General features: G+C 64.9%; 13 protein-coding genes. 8 read left to right on the top strand and 5 right to left on the bottom strand.

All coding sequences use genetic code 11. The features are described from left to right. Positions 1–42: 42 nt before the first annotated feature. Both smc and AABE10_RS29160 read right to left on the bottom strand, forming a co-directional pair. On the bottom strand, positions 43–3,561 hold the full coding sequence (gene smc / locus AABE10_RS29165) for a chromosome segregation protein SMC (protein WP_342936661.1): 3,519 nt from the start codon (positions 3,559–3,561) through the stop codon (positions 43–45). A 172-nt stretch (positions 3,562–3,733) separates the two neighbouring features. Further along, positions 3,734–4,699 (bottom strand): DMT family transporter, encoded by a 966-nt coding sequence (locus AABE10_RS29160; RefSeq protein ID WP_342936660.1) that lies wholly within the window; start codon positions 4,697–4,699, stop codon positions 3,734–3,736. Positions 4,700–5,226: 527 nt separating this feature from the next. On the opposite strand from AABE10_RS29160, the gene dapC reads away from it, so the two are divergent. The 6 genes from dapC (at position 5,227) to AABE10_RS29130 (ending at position 11,966) form a co-directional block, all read left to right on the top strand. Next, the gene (gene dapC / locus AABE10_RS29155; RefSeq protein WP_342936659.1) at positions 5,227–6,444 is read left to right on the top strand and encodes a succinyldiaminopimelate transaminase; all 1,218 of its coding nucleotides are present in this window, start codon (positions 5,227–5,229) and stop codon (positions 6,442–6,444) included. 114 nt (positions 6,445–6,558) lie between these two features. Beyond that, on the top strand, positions 6,559–7,386 hold the full coding sequence (dapD, locus tag AABE10_RS29150) for a 2,3,4,5-tetrahydropyridine-2,6-dicarboxylate N-succinyltransferase (protein WP_342936658.1): 828 nt from the start codon (positions 6,559–6,561) through the stop codon (positions 7,384–7,386). Next, positions 7,386–7,757, top strand: a complete 372-nt coding sequence (locus AABE10_RS29145) for an ArsC family reductase (RefSeq protein ID WP_342936657.1) — start codon at positions 7,386–7,388, stop codon at positions 7,755–7,757. Before dapD ends, AABE10_RS29145 begins: the two co-directional genes overlap by 1 nt. Positions 7,758–7,968: 211 nt before the next feature. Then, positions 7,969–9,108 (top strand): succinyl-diaminopimelate desuccinylase, encoded by a 1,140-nt coding sequence (dapE, locus tag AABE10_RS29140; protein ID WP_342936656.1) that lies wholly within the window; start codon positions 7,969–7,971, stop codon positions 9,106–9,108. 15 nt (positions 9,109–9,123) lie between these two features. Beyond that, on the top strand, positions 9,124–10,008 hold the full coding sequence (gene prmB, locus AABE10_RS29135) for a 50S ribosomal protein L3 N(5)-glutamine methyltransferase (RefSeq protein ID WP_342936655.1): 885 nt from the start codon (positions 9,124–9,126) through the stop codon (positions 10,006–10,008). Between the two features lie 356 nt (positions 10,009–10,364). After that, a complete protein-coding gene (locus AABE10_RS29130; protein ID WP_342936654.1) occupies positions 10,365–11,966 on the top strand; it encodes a cardiolipin synthase in 1,602 nt (533 codons plus the stop codon). A 110-nt stretch (positions 11,967–12,076) separates the two neighbouring features. Here the strand turns inward: AABE10_RS29130 and AABE10_RS29125 are convergent, their stop codons facing one another. Beyond that, positions 12,077–12,568 (bottom strand): glutathione peroxidase, encoded by a 492-nt coding sequence (locus AABE10_RS29125; protein ID WP_342936653.1) that lies wholly within the window; start codon positions 12,566–12,568, stop codon positions 12,077–12,079. 127 nt (positions 12,569–12,695) lie between these two features. Here AABE10_RS29125 and AABE10_RS29120 point away from each other — a divergent pair, with 127 nt between their 5' ends. Beyond that, positions 12,696–14,648: an ATP-binding cassette domain-containing protein gene (locus AABE10_RS29120; RefSeq protein ID WP_342936652.1), complete on the top strand. Its 1,953-nt coding sequence runs from the start codon at positions 12,696–12,698 to the stop codon at positions 14,646–14,648. 89 nt (positions 14,649–14,737) lie between these two features. After that, positions 14,738–15,790 (top strand): CaiB/BaiF CoA-transferase family protein, encoded by a 1,053-nt coding sequence (locus AABE10_RS29115; protein WP_342936707.1) that lies wholly within the window; start codon positions 14,738–14,740, stop codon positions 15,788–15,790. Positions 15,791–15,881: 91 nt separating this feature from the next. On the opposite strand, the gene AABE10_RS29110 is transcribed toward AABE10_RS29115, so the two are convergent. Beyond that, positions 15,882–16,145, bottom strand: coding sequence for a DUF2866 domain-containing protein (locus tag AABE10_RS29110; RefSeq protein WP_342936651.1), 264 nt, complete (start codon positions 16,143–16,145; stop codon positions 15,882–15,884). A gap of 140 nt (positions 16,146–16,285) precedes the next feature. After that, on the bottom strand, positions 16,286–17,662 hold the full coding sequence (gene radA, locus AABE10_RS29105) for a DNA repair protein RadA (protein ID WP_342936650.1): 1,377 nt from the start codon (positions 17,660–17,662) through the stop codon (positions 16,286–16,288). Positions 17,663–17,717: the final 55 nt, after the last annotated feature.

Genomic DNA, 17,717 nt, shown 5'->3' with positions numbered 1-17,717 from the left:
CAACACCCACGCGCGGTCCGAAGACCGCGCGAGAGTGGACGTTTAAACGATATTCTGGACAAATCCCGCAGCCGTTTCCATGTCGACGGCAACGATCCGCGACACGCCCTGCTCCTGCATCGTCACCCCGATCAGTTGCTGCGCCATTTCCATCGCGATCTTGTTGTGGGAAATGAACAGGAACTGTGTTTTGTCCGACATCGCGCGCACGAGGTTCGCGAAACGCTCGGTGTTCGCGTCGTCGAGCGGCGCGTCCACTTCGTCGAGCAGACAGAACGGCGCCGGATTCAGCTGGAACATCGCGAACACGAGGGCCGTCGCCGTCAGCGCCTTTTCGCCGCCCGACAGCAGGTGAATCGTCGAGTTCTTCTTGCCGGGCGGCTGCGCCATCACCTGCACGCCCGCGTCGAGAATCTCGTCGCCCGTCATGATGAGCTTCGCCTGGCCACCGCCGAAGAGACGCGGGAACAGCTCGCCGAAATGACGGTTCACTTCGTCGAACGTGCCTTGCAGCAGCGTGCGCGTTTCCTGGTCGATCTTGCGGATCGCGTCTTCAAGTGTTTCGATCGCATGCGTCAGGTCGGCCGACTGCGCGTCGAGGAAAGTCTTACGTTCCGTCGCCGCTTTCAGCTCGTCGAGCGCGGCCATGTTGACGGGGCCGAGCGCCGTGATCGCGTTGTTGATGCGCGTCACTTCGCCTTGCAGATACGACGGCTTCATGTCCGGCGTAAGCTTGGCCTGCAATTCGGCTTCGTCGACGCCTGCCGCCGTCAGTTGCTCGACGAACTGCTCGGCGTTCAGGCGCGCCGCCTGCTCCTTCAGCTGCAATTCGGTGATGCGGTCGCGCAGCGGCTGCAGCGCACGCTCGCTCGTCAGACGCAGTTCGTCGGACTGGCGCAGCTTGGCCGTCAGATCGTCGAGTTCGAGACGCGCAGCATGCAGCGCCTCTTCCTTGACGCGGCGGATTTCGAGCGCATCCTGCAAGCCCGTATGCGCAGTCTGTTCGTTGATCGTTTCGAGTTCGGCGCGCGCGTCTTCGAGCGAGCCCGCGACGCGTTCGCTCTGCTCGTGCGCGACCTGAATCGTGCGTTTCAGCTCGTCGATACGGTTCGCCATGTTGCGCGCCGCAAAGCGTGCATCGGTGGCGGCGCGGTCAAGATCGCGCGATTCGTTGCGCGCGTTGGCCAGTTCTTCGTCGAGCGCTTCGAACGCGAGCTGGTTGTCTTCGAAGCGCGCCTGCAGTTCGGCGAGCTCGCCGTCGTACCGCTCGAAGCTGGCTTCCGATTCCGCCCGCAGCGCGCGCTGCTCTTCGATCTGCGCGGTGATTTCCTCGAGTTCCTCGCTGATCTGCGTGCTGCGCTGCGTGTAGCGCTCGTGTGCCTGCGCGAGCTTGAGCACGTCCATCTGCAGCGCATGCACGCGCTGGGTCGCGCGCTCGGCCTGCTGGCGCACTTCCGTCAATGCGTTCGATGCCTGCGTATGCGCGGCCTCGGCGCGAATCGCCGCGGCCTTGGCTTCTTCGGCGAGCAGCGCCTGCGCGCGCACCTGCCGTGTCAGATTTTCGATTTCCTGCTGACGCGCGAGCATGCCCGCCTGTTCGGAATCGGCCGCGTACAGCTGCACGCCGACGCGCGTCACCACGTGCCCAGCCTTCACGACGAATGCGCCGCCTTCCGGCAATTGCGAGCGCATCGAGAGCGCCTGGGGCAGATCGTCGGCGACGAACGCGTTGCCGAGCCAGTCGTTAAGCACGGCGCGAATGCCCGCATCGTCGATGCGCACGAGCGACAGCAGCGGACGCAGCGACGGCGGCGCGGCCACCGGCTGACCGGCGGCGGGCGGCGCGTAGAACGCGAGCTTCGCGGGCGGCGCGTCGCTCACGAAGTGCTTCACCCAGTCGAGATTCGACACCTCCAGCGCGGCAAGGCGCTCGCGCAACAGCGATTCGAGCGCGGTTTCCCAACCGGCTTCGACATGCAGCTTCTTCCACAGACGCGGCAGCGCGCCCAGCTCGTGCTTGTCGAGCCACGGCTGGATCTTGCCTTCTGTCTGCACGTTCTCTTGCAGCTGGCGCAACGCGGCAAGCCGCGCTTCCAGTTGATGGATCTGCGCGCTTTCCGTCTGCACGCGCTCCTGTGCGGCGCGACGATCGGCGTCAAGGCGCGGCAGCGTGTCCTGCGCGTCGGCGAGACGCCCTTGCGCGTCGCGCAGGATTTCTTCGTGCTCGGCCAGCTGCATGCGCAGTTCTTCGAGCTGCGCTTCGTCCGGCGCATCCAGGCCGCCCGCTTCCGTCTTCAGACGCTCCTGACGCTGCTGAAGCTGCTGCAACTGCTGGTCGGCATTGCGCTGATGCGCGGCTTCGAGCTTGAGCGCCTGCTCGGTCTGCGCGATCCCGGCGCGTTCGTCGCTCAGTTGCGCCTGTGCGTCGCGCCAGCGCGCCTCGAGCGCTGGCATCGCGTCGTGCTTCGCGGCGGCCGCCTCTTCGGCAATCACCGCTTTCTCATCACCCACCGCGAGCTGCTCTTCGGCGTCTTCGAGATCGTCCTGGGCCTTTTGCGCCTGCGCGAGCCACTGCTCGCGCTGCGCCGTCAACGCGGCGATCTGCGCCTGCACGCGGTTGCGCGATTCGACGATGAACCTGATCTCGGCTTCAAGGCGGCTCACCTCGGCATTCGCTTCGTACAGCGCGCCTTGCGCGCCCTGCATCGCGTCGCTGGCCGAATAATGCGCGACGCGCAGTGTTTCGAGTTGCGCCTCGACTTCACGCAGCTTCGCCGTGTGCGCTTCGAGGTCGATTTGCGCCTGTTCGATCGCGCGCTTCTGCTTGTCCTGCTCAGTGCCCGCTTCGTTCTTGCGCAGCAGCCACAAGAGGCGCTGTTTTTCTTCGCCTTCGGCTTGCAGATCCTTGAACTTCGTCGCGACGACCGCCTGCCCCTCGAGCTTCTCGAGATTCGCCGTCAATTCGCGGACGATATCTTCGACGCGCGTCAGATTTTCGCGCGTGTCGTGCAGACGGTTCTCGGTTTCGCGGCGGCGCTCCTTGTACTTCGAGACGCCCGCGGCTTCTTCGAGGAACACGCGCAGTTCTTCGGGCTTGGCCTCGATGATCCGCGCAATCATGCCTTGTCCGATGATCGCGTACGCGCGCGGGCCAAGACCCGTGCCGAGGAAGATGTCCTGGATGTCGCGGCGGCGCGCGGGGAGATTGTTGATGTAGTAGCTCGACGTGCCGTCGCGTGTCAGCACGCGCTTGACGGCGATCTCCGCATACTGGCCCCACTGGCCGGCCGCCCGTCCGTCGGCATTGTCGAACACGAGTTCGACGCTGGCTCGGCTGCCCGGCTTGCGAGCCGTCGAGCCGTTGAAGATCACGTCCTGCATCGACTCGCCGCGCAGCTCGGAGGCGCGCGATTCGCCGAGCACCCAGCGCACGGCATCGATGATGTTGGACTTGCCGCAACCGTTGGGTCCGACCACGCCGACAAGCTGGCCCGGAACCTGGAAATGCGTGGGATCGACGAATGACTTGAAGCCAGCGAGTTTAATCGAGGTCAGACGCACGGCGATATCGCTGTTTGAAAGTAATTATGGAAACGGAACGCGCGGTTCGTGCGTGTTCGTATGTGGACCGCTTCAGGCGCAAAGCCCGCGAGCGGCACAACGGAGCGCGAGCCCGCTGCGATTCCGGCGCCGCGGCGCGCGCTACGCTGCACCGCCGGCCAATGAGGGGCAATCATACCATCGCGCGTGGGCGATTCTTACCGTTGTCATCCGCGTTTCCGTCGTTGCCGGGCCTCGCTTCTTCATTGGGCTTCGTCCGATGCACCCAGCTCGACAGCGCCGAGGCCAGCACGATGCACGCGCCGCCCGCCCACTCGCGCGGACCGGGCACTTCGCCGGCGAAAAGCCAGGCCGTCAGCGCCGTCACGACGATCTCGAACAGCATGATGATCGACGCGCGGTTCGCGGGCACGCGCGCGAGCCCATATTGCACGAGCATGTTGTTGGTCGCGAGCACGAAACCGATCGCGAGCACGAGCAGCGCCGCCGTGCCGAGGTGAGCGCCCGTCGGCGGCGTCGGCATCGCTTCGAAGAACGACGCGCATCCGCCGAAGATCGCCGCGCCGCCGAAGATGATCGCCGTGCGCATTTCGGCCTTCATGTCGGGCAGCTCGCGGCTCGTCTTCAGGATCAGCACGTTGCTCATCGCGAAGCTCATCCCGGCCGCGAGCCCCGCCCACTCGGCGAGACTGCCTGGCACGGGAAGCCCGAGCTGCGGCGACCACAGCATCATCATCGCGCCCGCCAGCGACAGCGCGGCGAGCCCCGCGCCCGCCCACGTCAGCCGCTCGTGCAGGATGAAGTGCGCAAAGAGCGCGGTCCACGCGGGCGTCAGATAGAACAGCAGCAGCACGCGCATCACCTGGCCGTGGATCGCGCCCCACACGAATCCGAGATTGGTGATGCCCGCGAACAGCGCGAGCGCGGGCAACAGCCAGTGCCAGCGGACGGTCCTGATCGCGTTGCGCCGGACCAGCAGCACAAAGAGACAGCCGGCGCCGCTCGTCAGCGCGCTCGCCGCCGTGCCCGTCACGCCAAGCGCGTTGAGCATCCGCAGCGGATACCACACCATGCCCCACACCGACGCGCCCATCATGATCGCGAGCGTCGGCCACGTGTTGCGAAGCGAGAGATTCATCGCGGGCCACTCCCCGCGAGGTTCAACATGTCCGGCTCGTGCTGCATGCCCTGTCTGCCTTGTCTGCTTTGTCCGTTCCCGGCGACGGCGGCGCGTGATCGCTGCCGTCCGCTGCCGTTGAATCCCTTTGAATCCGGTTGAATCCTTTCCCGCCGCGTCGGGGATACTGCCGACATGGCGTCTGCGCGCTTTTTTCGCTGCGTTCTTCGCCGTGTTCGTTGCGTCGCTCACGTTACCTGCATCGCGCCCGCCGCGCCGTTCGAAGCGCGCCGCGCGGCCTTGTCCGATCGGATGATGCGCCGTTCCACAGCCCGCCGACACGCTATAATCGATCGCTCGTCGCCGGTGCTGCGCCGATGCCTGTCCGCCCGAATCCTGTTGCCGCTGCCGTGCCCGATCTAGTGCGCTTCGCAAGCACTTCCGGGCCTTTCGGATCATGTTCCTGGCAAGCATCGCAGCCGCCGCGCGCCGCCTTCACCTGTGTCAGTCCGTCCCGTAACACGCCGAACACACGCCCGAACCGCCAAGTGAATCCGCTACTCGCCTCCCTCCAGCCCTATCCCTTCGAAAAGCTGCGCGCGCTCTTCAAGGACGTCACGCCGCCCGCCGGCCTCGCGCACATCAGCTTCGGGATCGGCGAGCCGAAACATCCGACGCCGGACCTGATCCGCGACGCCGTGGTCGATTCGCTCGGCGGTCTCGCGTCGTATCCCGCCACCGTCGGCACGCCGGCGCTGCGCGAAGCGATCGCAAAGTGGGTCACGAAGCGCTACAACCTGCCGCCCGTCGATGCCGCCACGCAGGTGCTGCCCGTGTCCGGCTCGCGCGAAGCGTTGTTCGCGCTCGCGCAGACGGTGATCGACCCGAAGAAGAACGCGCAGGGAGAGCCTGCGATCGTACTCTGTCCGAACCCGTTCTACCAAATCTATGAAGGCGCGGCGCTGCTCGCGGGCGCGCAGCCGTATTTCGCCAACAGCGACCCGAAGCGCAACTTCGCGTGCGACTACGCGGCCGTTCCCGAAGACGTCTGGGCGCGCACGCAGTTGCTCTACGTCTGCTCGCCGGGCAATCCGACGGGCGCCGTGCTCACGCTCGACGACTGGCGCGAGCTGTTCGATCTGTCGGATCGCCACGGCTTCGTGATCGCGTCCGATGAATGCTACTCGGAGATCTACTTCGACGAAGCGCGCCCGCCCCTGGGCGCCCTGGAAGCGGCGCACCGGCTGGGCCGCGGCTTCGAGCGGCTGGTGATGCTGTCGAGCCTGTCGAAGCGATCGAGCGTGCCGGGCATGCGCTCGGGCTTCGTCGCCGGCGACGCGTCGATCCTCAAGCAATTCCTGCTCTACCGCACATATCACGGTGCGGCGCTGTCGACGGTCTATCAGGCCGCGAGCATCGCCGCATGGAGCGACGAGACGCATGTACGCGAGAACCGCGCGAAATACGTGCAGAAATTTTCGACCGTCACGCCGATGCTCGCCGACGTGCTCGACGTCAAGCTGCCCGACGCCGCGTTCTACCTGTGGGCGAACGTCGCGCGCACGGGGCTGTCGGATACCGGGTTCGCCCGCCGCCTGTACGCCGACTATAATGTGACGGTTCTGCCCGGCTCGTATCTCGCGCGCACCGCGCACGACACGAACCCCGGCCGCGATTTCGTCCGCCTTGCGCTCGTCGCCGGCGTCGATGAATGCACGGAAGGCGCGCAGCGCATCGTCGATTTCTGCCGTTCCCTGAAGGGCTAGCTTCCGTGCTCCTTTCGGGGCCGATTCCGGCAGTCCACGCGCTGCACGAAAGCGCCGCCGCTGCGCCCTCAGCCGCTTTCCGATTTCAAACCTTTCTCTACTGACACCACGAACATGTCGCAACAACTTCAGCAGATCATCGATACCGCCTGGGACAACCGCGCCGACCTGTCGCCGAAGGCCGCGCCCGCCGAAGTGCGCGAAGCCGTCGCGCACGCGATCGAGCAACTGGACAAGGGCGCGCTGCGCGTCGCCGAAAAGAAGGACGGCGACTGGGTCGTCAATCAGTGGCTGAAGAAGGCCGTGCTGCTGTCGTTCCGCCTCGAGGACAACGCGCCGATGCCGGCGGGCGGCTACTCGCAGTTCTACGACAAGGTGCCGTCGAAGTTCGCGAACTACACGGCTGAAGATTTCGCCGCAGGCGGCTTTCGCGTCGTGCCGCCCGCCATCGCGCGCCGCGGCTCGTTCATCGCGAAGAACGTCGTGCTGATGCCGTCGTACACGAACATCGGCGCCTACGTCGACGAAGGCACGATGGTCGACACGTGGGCCACCGTCGGCTCGTGCGCGCAGATCGGCAAGAACGTGCACCTGTCGGGCGGCGTGGGTATCGGCGGCGTGCTGGAGCCGCTGCAGGCAAACCCCGTCATCATCGAAGACAACTGCTTCATCGGCGCGCGCTCGGAAGTCGTCGAAGGCGTGATCGTCGAAGAGAACTCGGTCATCTCGATGGGCGTGTACCTCGGCCAGAGCACGAAGATCTACGACCGCGAAACGGGCGAAGTGTCGTATGGCCGCATTCCGGCGGGCTCGGTCGTGGTCGCGGGCAACCTGCCGTCGAAGGACGGCACGCACAGCCTCTACTGCGCCGTGATCGTCAAGAAGGTGGACGCGAAGACGCGCGCGAAGGTCGGTCTGAACGAACTGCTGCGAGGCGACTGATGGCGTGCGCTGCGGCGAAGACGATCGTCGTCTACGGCATTCCGAACTGCGACACCGTGAAGAAGGCTCGCGTGTGGCTCGAAGAGCATGGCGTCGAATTCGAGTTTCACGACTTCAGGAAGGCAGGCGTGAATGCGCCGCTCGTGAAGGGTTGGCTGAAGGACGTGTCGCTCGACGCGCTCCTGAACCGGCGCGGCACGACGTGGCGCGGCCTCGACGACGATGTGAAGGCCTCCGCCGACAGCGAAGCCGGCGCGATCGCGCTGATGATCGAAAAGCCCTCCGTCATCAAGCGGCCTGTCGTGGTGGTCGACGGGCGCGTGAAGACGCTCGGCTTTTCGGCCGATCAGTACGCGTCGCTGTTCGACTGAGCGTCCGCGTCTTTCGCGCCGTCGCTCAACGCGTGGGCACGCGTCGCATTGCATCGCGGCGCGAGAGCGGACTGAGCGCGGAAAGCGCACCGAGCGCGACGATTTGCATGCTGTTGCCGGCCCACTCAGGCCGGCATTTTTTCACCCGAGTTTCAAGCGTGGATACGGTCCGCGCATCTTATCTGCCAGCTGGTTGGAAGGAACTGAATCGATGTCCGGCACTCTTGCCCTTACCGAAGCCCTGATCGCGCGCGCGTCCGTGACGCCCGACGACCAGAACTGCCAGCGTCTCCTCGTCGAGCGCCTGTCCGCGATCGGCTTCGCATGCGAAACGATCGAATCGAACGGCGTCACCAATCTGTGGGCCGTGAAGCGCGGCGCGATGGGCTCTGACGGCAAGCTGCTCGCGTTCGCCGGCCATACCGACGTCGTGCCGACGGGCCCGCTCGATCAATGGTCGTCGGCGCCGTTCGAGCCGAGCCATCGCGACGGCAAGCTGTATGGCCGCGGCGCCGCCGACATGAAGGCGTCGATTGCCGGCTTCGTGGTGGCAAGCGAAGAGTTCGTCGCCGCGCATCCGCAGCATCGCGGCTCGCTGGCGTTCCTCATCACGAGCGACGAAGAAGGTCCCGCGACGGACGGCACCGTGAAAGTGGTCGAAGCGTTGCAGGCGCGCGGCGAGCGGCTCGACTATTGCGTCGTCGGCGAGCCGACGTCGGGCACGCAGTTCGGCGACACGGTGAAGAACGGCCGGCGCGGCTCGATGACGGGCAAGCTGATCGTCAAGGGCGTCCAGGGGCATATCGCGTATCCGCATCTGGCGAAGAACCCGGTCCATCTGCTCGCGCCCGCGCTCGCGGATCTCGTCGCCGAACGTTGGGACGACGGCAACGAGTACTTCCCGCCCACCACATGGCAGGTCTCGAACCTGCACAGCGGCACGGGCGCAACCAACGTGATTCCCGGCCACGCGGACGTGATGTTCAACTTCCGATTCTCGACGGCCAGCACGGTCGAAGGGCTGCAAACGCGCGTGCGCGACATTCTCGACAGGCACGGCCTCGACTACGATCTGACGTGGACCGTGAGCGGCCTGCCCTTTCTCACGCCGCGCGGCGAGCTGTCGAATGCGCTCGAAAAAGCGATCCGCGACGAGACGGGCATCGCGACGGAACTGTCGACCACGGGCGGCACGTCCGATGGCCGCTTCATCGCGCGCATCTGCAAGCAGGTCGTCGAGTTCGGGCCGTTGAATGCGAGCATCCACAAGATCGACGAACATATCGAAATCGCACACATCGAGCCGCTGAAGAATATCTACCGACGCGTGCTCGAACAACTGATCGCCTGACGGAGGGCCTCCATCATGACTCATCCGTTTTCCACGGTTCGCGATGTGCTGCGCTACGCGGTGTCGCGCTTCAACCAGGCCGGGCTGTCGTTCGGCCACGGCTCGTCGAACGCGTACGACGAAGCCGCCTATCTGGTGCTGCACACGCTGCATCTGCCCATCGATCTGCTCGATCCGTTTCTCGATGCGCGCCTCACGTCCGAGGAAATCGACGCGGTGCTGAAGGTGATCGAGCGGCGCGCGACGGATCGCGTGCCCGCCGCCTACATCACGCAGGAAGCGTGGATGCACGGCTACCGCTTTCATGTCGACGAGCGCGTGATCGTGCCGCGCTCGTTTATCGGCGAACTGCTCCAGGATGGCCTGCAGCCGTATGTCGAGGACCCCGAACAGGTCGCCGCGGTGCTCGAACTGTGCACGGGCTCCGGGTGCCTCGCGATTCTCGCGGCGCACGCGTTCCCGAATGCCGACGTCGATGCCGTCGATCTGTCGCCCACCGCGCTCGAAGTGGCGGCGCGCAATGTCCACGACTATCACCTCGACGATCGCATCGCGCTCTTCGAAGGCGATCTGTACGCGCCGCTACCCGAGCGCCGCTACGACGTGATCATCACGAACCCGCCGTACGTGAATGCGGAATCGATGAAAGCGCTGCCCGCCGAATACAAGCACGAACCCGAAATGGCGCTGGCGGGCGGCGCGGACGGGATGGACATCGTGCGCCGCATCATCGCCGACGCGCGCAACTGGCTGACCGACGAAGGCGTGCTCGTCGTCGAAATCGGCAACGAGCGCGCGCATGTCGAAGCGGCGTTCGGCGGCCTCGACCTCGTGTGGATGTCCACGAGCGCCGGCGACGACAACGTCTTTCTGATTCAGGCGAACGATCTGCCTGCCTGATCTTTCGCAAGCGCCCGGGTCTCGCCGCGGGCGCCTTCTCGTCGCATCGCACAACGCACGCCGTCCAGCGCGACGCCGTGCGTTGTGTGCTTTTCGGGCAGTCCATGCCGTGCGCTTCCGCTCGTTGTGTCTTCATCGGATCACGCAAAAAAGTCCGCTGCCGGTTGCCGACGGGCAGACCGCGATGCGAACGCTTTCGGTAATATGAGCGCGACCGCGCTGCCCAAACAAAACTGAGCAACGCAACCAGGCCGGAACGCAACATCAGGCGACATCAGGCCACCTCGGGCGACATGAGGTGGCACTCACGACGAAAGTCATCCACGCGCAGCGCGACGATTATCGTTCGCACGCTTATGCAATTCGATCTGCTTCACGTCGGTACGCTCGTGTTTCTCGCTCATATGCTGGGCGTGATCGCCGCGTGCCATGCCATCCTGCACACCCGCACATCGCAAGGCGCGATCGCGTGGGCAGTGTCGCTCGTCGCGATGCCGTATCTGACGCTGGTCCCGTACCTCTTTCTCGGGCGCAGCAAGTTCGCCGGCTATGCGGATGCGCGCCGCATCGAAAACGAGATGCTGCGCGCGCGCGCGCATCCGCCCGAATGGGACAGCGCGGCGTCGTCGCCGGGCCGGCCGACGGAAGCGCTCGGACAACAGTTCGTGCGCTCGCTCACGCGTCTGGGCGGCATGCCCTTTCTGCCCGGCAACAGCGTACGCACGCTCGTGAACGGCGAGGCGACCTTCGCCGCGATTTTCGAGGCAATCGAAAACGCGCAGCGATATGTGATCGTGCAGTTCTTCATCGTGCGCGCCGATGCGCTTGGCGAGATGCTCAAGGACCTGTTGATCGCGAAGGCCGCGCAAGGCGTGCGCGTGTACGTGCTGTACGACAGCATCGGCAGCTTCGATCTGCCGCATCGCTACGTCGCTTCGATGCTGGCGGGCGGCGTGCAGATGCATCCGTTCGCGACGAACCGCAGGTTCGTCAACCGCTTTCAGCTCAACTTTCGCAATCACCGCAAGATCGTCGTGGTGGACGGCGAGCGCGCATTTGTCGGCGGACACAACGTGGGCGTCGAATATCTGGGCGGCAAGCCGCCGCTCTCGCCGTGGCGCGACACGCATATCGAAGTGCGCGGACCCGCCGTCGCGAGCATCCAGTTCGTATTCACGGAAGACTGGTATTGGGCTACGCAGCAACTGCCGGAATTCGACCCGGCGCCCGTTTCGTCGTCCGCGCCTTCGGTTTCGCCGTCCGTCCCGTCGCCTGCTTCATTGCCTGCTTCATTGCCTGCTTCATTGCCTGCTTCATTGCCTGCTTCACGGCCTGCTTCACGGTCCGCTTCACCGCCAACTTCACCGCCAACTTCACCGCCCGCTTCGCCGTGCGACGCAGCGGGCGACGGCATGCACTGTCTCGTCATTCCGACAGGTCCCGCCGACAAGCAGGAAACCTGTTCGCTCTTCTTCGTCGAAGCGATCAACGCGGCGCGCGAGCGCATCTGGATCACGACGCCCTATCTCATTCCCGACGAAGCCGTGTTCGCCGCGCTGCGGCTCGCGGCGCTACGCGGCGTAGACGTGCGCATCATGATTCCGAGCCGGCGCGATCACCGCGTCGTGTTCGAGGCGTCGAAGCTGTACGCGTACGACTCGATCCGCGCGGGCGTGCGCATCTTCCGCTACCGGCCGGGCTTTCTGCATCAGAAGGTGGTGCTGATCGACGACATTGCCGCCGCCGTGGGCAGCGCGAATCTCGACAACCGCTCGTTCCGCCTGAACTTCGAGATCATGGTGCTGACCGTCGACAGCAAATTCGCCGCCGGGATCGAAGCGATGCTGCTGCGCGACTTCGACGAATCGTTCGAGATCGACCGCAGCGAATATCGCAATGCGTCTGCGGTGAGACGCGTCGCGATGCATGTCGCGCGGCTTTTCGCGCCGATTCTTTGACGCGCGACGCGTGACGCGCGCGGCTGCTTAACGTGGCTGCTTAATGTGGCTGTGCAACGCGGCTGTGCAACGTGGCCGCTGAGGCCACGCCACGCAGCCGTGTCGTCGCGCTACAGCAGCGCCTCGATATCGTCCGCGATCGTTTCGGGCTTCGTAGTCGGTGCGTAGCGTTTCACGACCTTCCCATTGCGGTCGATCAGGAACTTCGTGAAGTTCCACTTGATCGCTTCGAGCCCGAGCACGCCGGGCGCCTCGTCCTTCAGATGCTTGAAAAGCGGATGCGCGTCCGCGCCGTTGACCTCGATCTTGTCGAACATCTGGAACGTGACGCCGTAGTTCTTTTCGCAGAACGCGCCGATCTGCGCGGCGTCGCCCGGCTCCTGCTTGCCGAACTGGTTGCACGGAAAGCCCAGCACCTGCAGGCCCCGCACGCCATACTGCTCATGCAGTTTCTGCAAGCCAGCGTATTGCGGCGTGAATCCGCACTCGCTCGCCGTATTGACGATCAGCATGACCTTGCCGTCGTAGATGCCGAGACTGATCGGCTCGCCATCCAGCGAGCGCGCCGAAAAAGAATAGATAGAAGTCTTGTCCGCTGCCATGTTTTTGCTCTCCAGGAATATCGCCAGTCTACGGACTCTCGCGCCGCGCGCCACCTGGCCGATCGGCCAATGCCTGAGCTTGCGTCGCGCAGTCTAAAATAGCGTTTTTCTTCAAGCCGGCCTCGTTGTGATCCGCTTCAACCAGTTCAGTCTCGCGCGCGGCACGAAGCCGCTTTTCGAACAGACCACCTTCACGCTCAATCCCGGCGAGAAGGCGGGCCTCGTGGGCGCAAATGGCGCAGGTAAATCGACCCTGTTCTCGGTGCTGCTCGGCGAGCTTCATGCGGACGGGGGCGATTTCGCGATGCCGCCGTCGTGGCAGATCGCGCACGTCGCACAAGAGACGCCTGCCGTCGATAAAACCGCGCTCGACTATACGCTCGACGGCGACGCAGCGTTGCGCGCGATCGAAGCGCGCATCGCGGCGGCGTCCGCCGCGCATGACGGCGCGGCCGAAGCCGAAGCGCACGCCGCGTTTGCCGATGCCGACGGCTACACCGCGCCCGCGCGCGCCGAAACACTGCTGCTCGGGCTCGGCTTCACGCTCGACCAGACGCGCGCTAGCGTGAGCAGTTTTTCGGGCGGCTGGCGCATGCGCCTGAATCTCGCGCAGGCTCTGATGTGCCGCTCTGATCTGCTGCTGCTCGACGAACCGACCAACCACCTGGACCTCGACGCGATCGTCTGGCTCGAAGACTGGCTGCATCGCTATCCAGGCACGCTGATCGTGATCTCACACGACCGCGAATTTCTCGATTCGGTCTGCAATGTTACGCTGCATCTGGAAAACCAGCAGATCAAGCGATACGGCGGCAACTACTCGCAGTTCGAAGTGCAGCGCGCGCAGCAACTGGCGCTGCAACAGAGCGCTTACGAGAAGCAACGCAAGACCATCGAGCACCTGCAAAGCTTCGTCGACCGCTTCAAGGCGAAGGCGACCAAAGCGCGTCAGGCGCAAAGCCGGATGAAGGTACTTGAAAAGATGGAACTGATTGCGCCCGCACACATCGCGTCGCCGTTCACGTTCGAATTCCGCGCGCCCGACTCCGCGCCGAACCCAATGATGGTGATGGAAGACGTGCGCTGCGGCTATCGCGCGGCGGACGGCGGCGAGATTCCGATTGTCCGGCGCGTCGCGCTGTCGATCCAGAACGGGCAGCGCATCGGCCTGCTCGGCGCGAACGGCCAGGGCAAGTCCACGCTCATCAAGACGCTCGCCGGCACACTCGAGCCGCTTGGTGGCCATGTGCGCGAAGGCAAGGGGTTGAAGATCGGCTACTTCGCGCAGCATCAGCTCGAAACGCTGCGCCCCGACGATTCGCCGTTGCAGCACCTTTCGCGGCTCGCGCCCGATACGCGCGAGCAGGAACTGCGTGACTTCCTCGGCAGCTTCAACTTCTCGGGCGATATGGCGACGGCGGCCATCGCGCCCTTCTCGGGCGGCGAAAAGGCACGGCTCGCGCTGGCGCTGATCATCTGGCAGAAGCCGAACCTGCTGCTGCTCGACGAGCCGACCAATCACCTCGATCTCGAAACGCGCCACGCGTTGACGATGGCGCTCGCGCAGTTCGAAGGCACGCTGATCCTCGTCTCGCACGACCGCCACCTGCTGCGTGCGACCACGGACCAGTTCATGCTCGTCGCGAAGCATCAACTGCAACCGTTCGACGGCGAGCTCGACGACTATCGCGACTGGCTGTTGCAGCACGCAGCCGAGCAGCGCGCCGCGCTGAAGGCTGCTGCGGACGCGACGACGGCCAACGGCGGGAATGCGAATGGCGCGGACGCGTCGGTGAATCGCAAGGAGCAGCGTCGCCAGGAAGCGGAAACGCGTCAGAAGCTCGCGCATCTGAAGAAGCCATTGCAGACGCGCATCGCGAAAATCGAAAAGGAAATGGACGCGCTCAACGCGGAAAAGACGACGCTCGATGCATTCGTCGCCGATCCTGCCAGCTATGGCGCCGAGCAGAAAACCAGGCTGACGGAAACGATACGCCGTCAGGCAGAAGTCAACGCACGCCTCGAAACGCTTGAAGCCGAATGGCTCGAAGCGCACGAGGAACTCGAACAAATCGGCTAGCGGCCCCTTCGCGTCGCGAAGGAAGAGATGAGAAAAGCGAGGCCGCGCCAGCATCCACGGAGGGCTGGGCATTGTCGTCTACTGTCGCATTGAAGGGCTTGCGCGTGCTCGATCTGACACGCCTGTTGCCCGGTCCCGCCGCGACGCTTCGGCTCGCGGAAATGGGCGCCGACGTGTTGAAGATCGAAGCGCCCGGCGCCGGGGACGCGTCGCGCGTGATGATGCAAAGCAGCGCCGACCGCGTCGCCGGGCGTCCCGGCGCGTTCTACCGTCAGTTGAATCGCGGCAAGCGCGAAACGCGGCTCGATCTGAAGTCCGAAGGTGGACGCAACGTGCTGATGGCGCTCGCGCGCGAAGCGGACGTGCTGATCGAGAGCTTCCGGCCTGGCGTGATGGATCGGCTCGGTCTCGGCTACGACGTGCTGCGCGTGATCAATCCGAAGCTCGTCTATTGCGCGATTTCGGGCTATGGCGCGCAAGGGCCGTATTCGCAACTGGCGGGACACGATCTGAACTACATCGGCTACGCGGGCGTGCTCGACCAGCTGGCCACGCGCGACGGCACGCCGATCCTGCCCAACTTCCAGATCGCGGATCTGCTGGGCGGGGCGCTGTCGGCCGTCAACCAGATCCTCGCGGCATTGTGGGCCGTGGCGCGCGGCGGCGACGGGCAATTCGTCGACGTGTCGATGGCGCATTGCACCTACGCGCACAACGTCGTCGCGCAAGTCGCGCTCGCCAACGGCGGCGCGGCGCCCGTCGCGGGCAGCAGCCTGTTGAACGGCGGCGTGCCCTGCTACAACCTGTATCGCACGCTCGACGGACGATGGCTCGCAGTCGGCGCGCTCGAACTCAAGTTTTGGGAAACGCTGTGCATGGCGCTCGATCGCCCGGACTGGGCGACGCGCCACTGGAGCCTCGGCCAGGCGATCGCCGGGCCGGATGCCACGCAATTGATCAAGGCCATGGCCGAGCTGATTGCGACGCGGCCGCTTGCCGAATGGGTCGAACTGCTGGTCCCGCTGGATTGCTGTGTGTCCCCCGTACTGACGGCGGCGGAAGCGGCCGAGCACCCGTTGTTCAACGCGGCCGCGCGCGAGGCGCTGATCGCGCAGCAGGCGAGCGATGAAAACGCGGAGTGAATGACGAGCGGCGCGTGATGTGTTGCTGAACATCGCGGCGTGCGTAGATTGCCCCGCTCGCCACCCTTATCGCCTTGACCGAACGGGGTTTTTAACGCCGCGGCAAGGTCTGCCGCGGCTCGCGTTCGTCGTCGACCAGCCGGTGCTTGCGCCCTTCCACATGATGGCGGATCGTCGCCCGGACTTCGTCGGCCGTGACGTTTTCCGCGACGACGCGCCGTGAAATCTGGCCCGCCGTGTCGATCCATTCGACGATCCGGCAGCCGCCGCCCCAAAGCCCGTGAATCGGCGCGGAGACGCGACAGCCGCGCAGATTCGACAGAAGCTCGTCCGAAGTTTGATGAGACCGTTTCAAGACGTCTTCCTTTTCCAGTCGTGACGTTACATCTCACGAGGATAGGGAAAACGACAGGCGCCTGGGTTACAGACTCAGTCGAGAAATTTACAGCGCGTTACGTCGAAAAGCGGACGCGTTCAGGCAGCGTCTGACGCCAATTATTCGAGTGTACGGATGCGGTCGATCGCCTGCTCGATGCGCTCGACGGCGATCACCTGCAGTCCGTCGATGGCTTGCTTCGGCGCGTTGGCCTTCGGAATCAGCGCAATCGAAAAGCCGAGCTTCGCGGCTTCCTTCAGACGTTCCTGGCCTCGCGGGGACGGACGGATCTCACCCGCCAGCCCCACTTCGCCGAACACGATCAGTCCCTTCGGCAGCGGCTTGTTGCGCATCGACGAATGAATCGCGAGCAGGACGGCCAGGTCGGCGGCGGGCTCGCTGATTTTCACGCCGCCCACCGCGTTCAGGAACACGTCCTGATCGAAGCAGGCGATGCCCGCGTGGCGATGCAGCACGGCCAGCAGCATCGCGAGCCGGTTCTGTTCGAGGCCGACGGCAAGCCGGCGCGGATTCGGCACGTTCGCCGTATCGACGAGCGCCTGCACTTCGACGAGCAGCGGCCGCGTGCCTTCCTGCGTCACGAGCACGCACGAGCCCGGCACGATCTGCTCGTGCTGCGACAGAAACAGCGCGGACGGATTCGCGACGCCGCGCAGACCGCGCTCCGTCATAGCGAACACGCCCAGTTCGTTGACGGCGCCGAAACGGTTCTTGAACGCGCGCACGAGCCGGAACGACGAGTGCGTATCGCCCTCGAAGTACAGCACGGTATCGACGATATGCTCGAGCACGCGCGGGCCCGCGAGGTTGCCCTCTTTCGTCACATGGCCGACCATGATGATGGCCGTGCCCGACTGCTTGGCGACGCGCGTCAGTTGCGCCGCGCATTCGCGCACCTGCGCGACGGAACCCGGCGCGGACGTGAGTGCTTCCGAGTAGATGGTCTGGATCGAGTCGATGACGGCGACGTCCGGCTTTTCTTCGGCGATGGTCGCCTGAATCTTTTCGAGCTGGATTTCGGCGAGCAGCTTCAGCTCGCTTGCGTGCGATCCCGGCTCGAGCAGCGACAGCCGTTGCGCGCGCAACGCAATCTGCGCAGCCGATTCCTCGCCGCTCACGTAGAGCGCGCGCCGCTCGCTCGCGATCTGAGCGAGCGATTGCAAAAGCAGCGTCGACTTGCCGATGCCCGGATCGCCGCCGATCAGCACGACGCCGCCCGCCACCAGCCCGCCGCCCAACACGCGGTCGAACTCGCCGACGCCCGTCGAGAAGCGCGGCACGTCCGACGCCTCGATATCCGCGAGCCGCTGCACGGGCTGGTTTTTCGCGAGCGACTGAAAGCGATGAGCGGCAGGCGATTCCGCGACCGTTTCGACAAGCGTGTTCCACGCGTGACACGCCGGGCACTGGCCCTGCCACTTCGGCGCCTGCCCGCCGCATTCCGTGCAGGTGTACAACGTTTTCTGTTTAGCCAACTTGTCTGTTCACGCGTGATGATTCGTTATGTCTCGTTATGTCGCCGTTCGTTGC

The organism is Paraburkholderia diazotrophica, from assembly GCF_038900755.1.
In the GTDB taxonomy this organism is placed as follows: domain Bacteria; phylum Pseudomonadota; class Gammaproteobacteria; order Burkholderiales; family Burkholderiaceae; genus Paraburkholderia; species Paraburkholderia diazotrophica_A.
This window is presented reverse-complemented; position numbering and strand designations above follow the sequence as displayed.

Excerpts from the sequence above, each read along its gene's own strand:
- prmB (WP_342936655.1), top strand. The coding sequence starts at position 9,124 with ATGACTCATCCGTTTTCCACGGTTCGCGATGTGCTGCGCTACGCGGTG.
- AABE10_RS29145 (WP_342936657.1), top strand. The coding sequence starts at position 7,386 with ATGGCGTGCGCTGCGGCGAAGACGATCGTCGTCTACGGCATTCCGAAC.
- AABE10_RS29160 (WP_342936660.1), bottom strand. The coding sequence starts at position 4,699 with ATGAATCTCTCGCTTCGCAACACGTGGCCGACGCTCGCGATCATGATG.
- dapD (WP_342936658.1), top strand. The coding sequence starts at position 6,559 with ATGTCGCAACAACTTCAGCAGATCATCGATACCGCCTGGGACAACCGC.
- AABE10_RS29130 (WP_342936654.1), top strand. The coding sequence starts at position 10,365 with ATGCAATTCGATCTGCTTCACGTCGGTACGCTCGTGTTTCTCGCTCAT.
- AABE10_RS29125 (WP_342936653.1), bottom strand. The coding sequence starts at position 12,568 with ATGGCAGCGGACAAGACTTCTATCTATTCTTTTTCGGCGCGCTCGCTG.
- dapE (WP_342936656.1), top strand. The coding sequence starts at position 7,969 with ATGTCCGGCACTCTTGCCCTTACCGAAGCCCTGATCGCGCGCGCGTCC.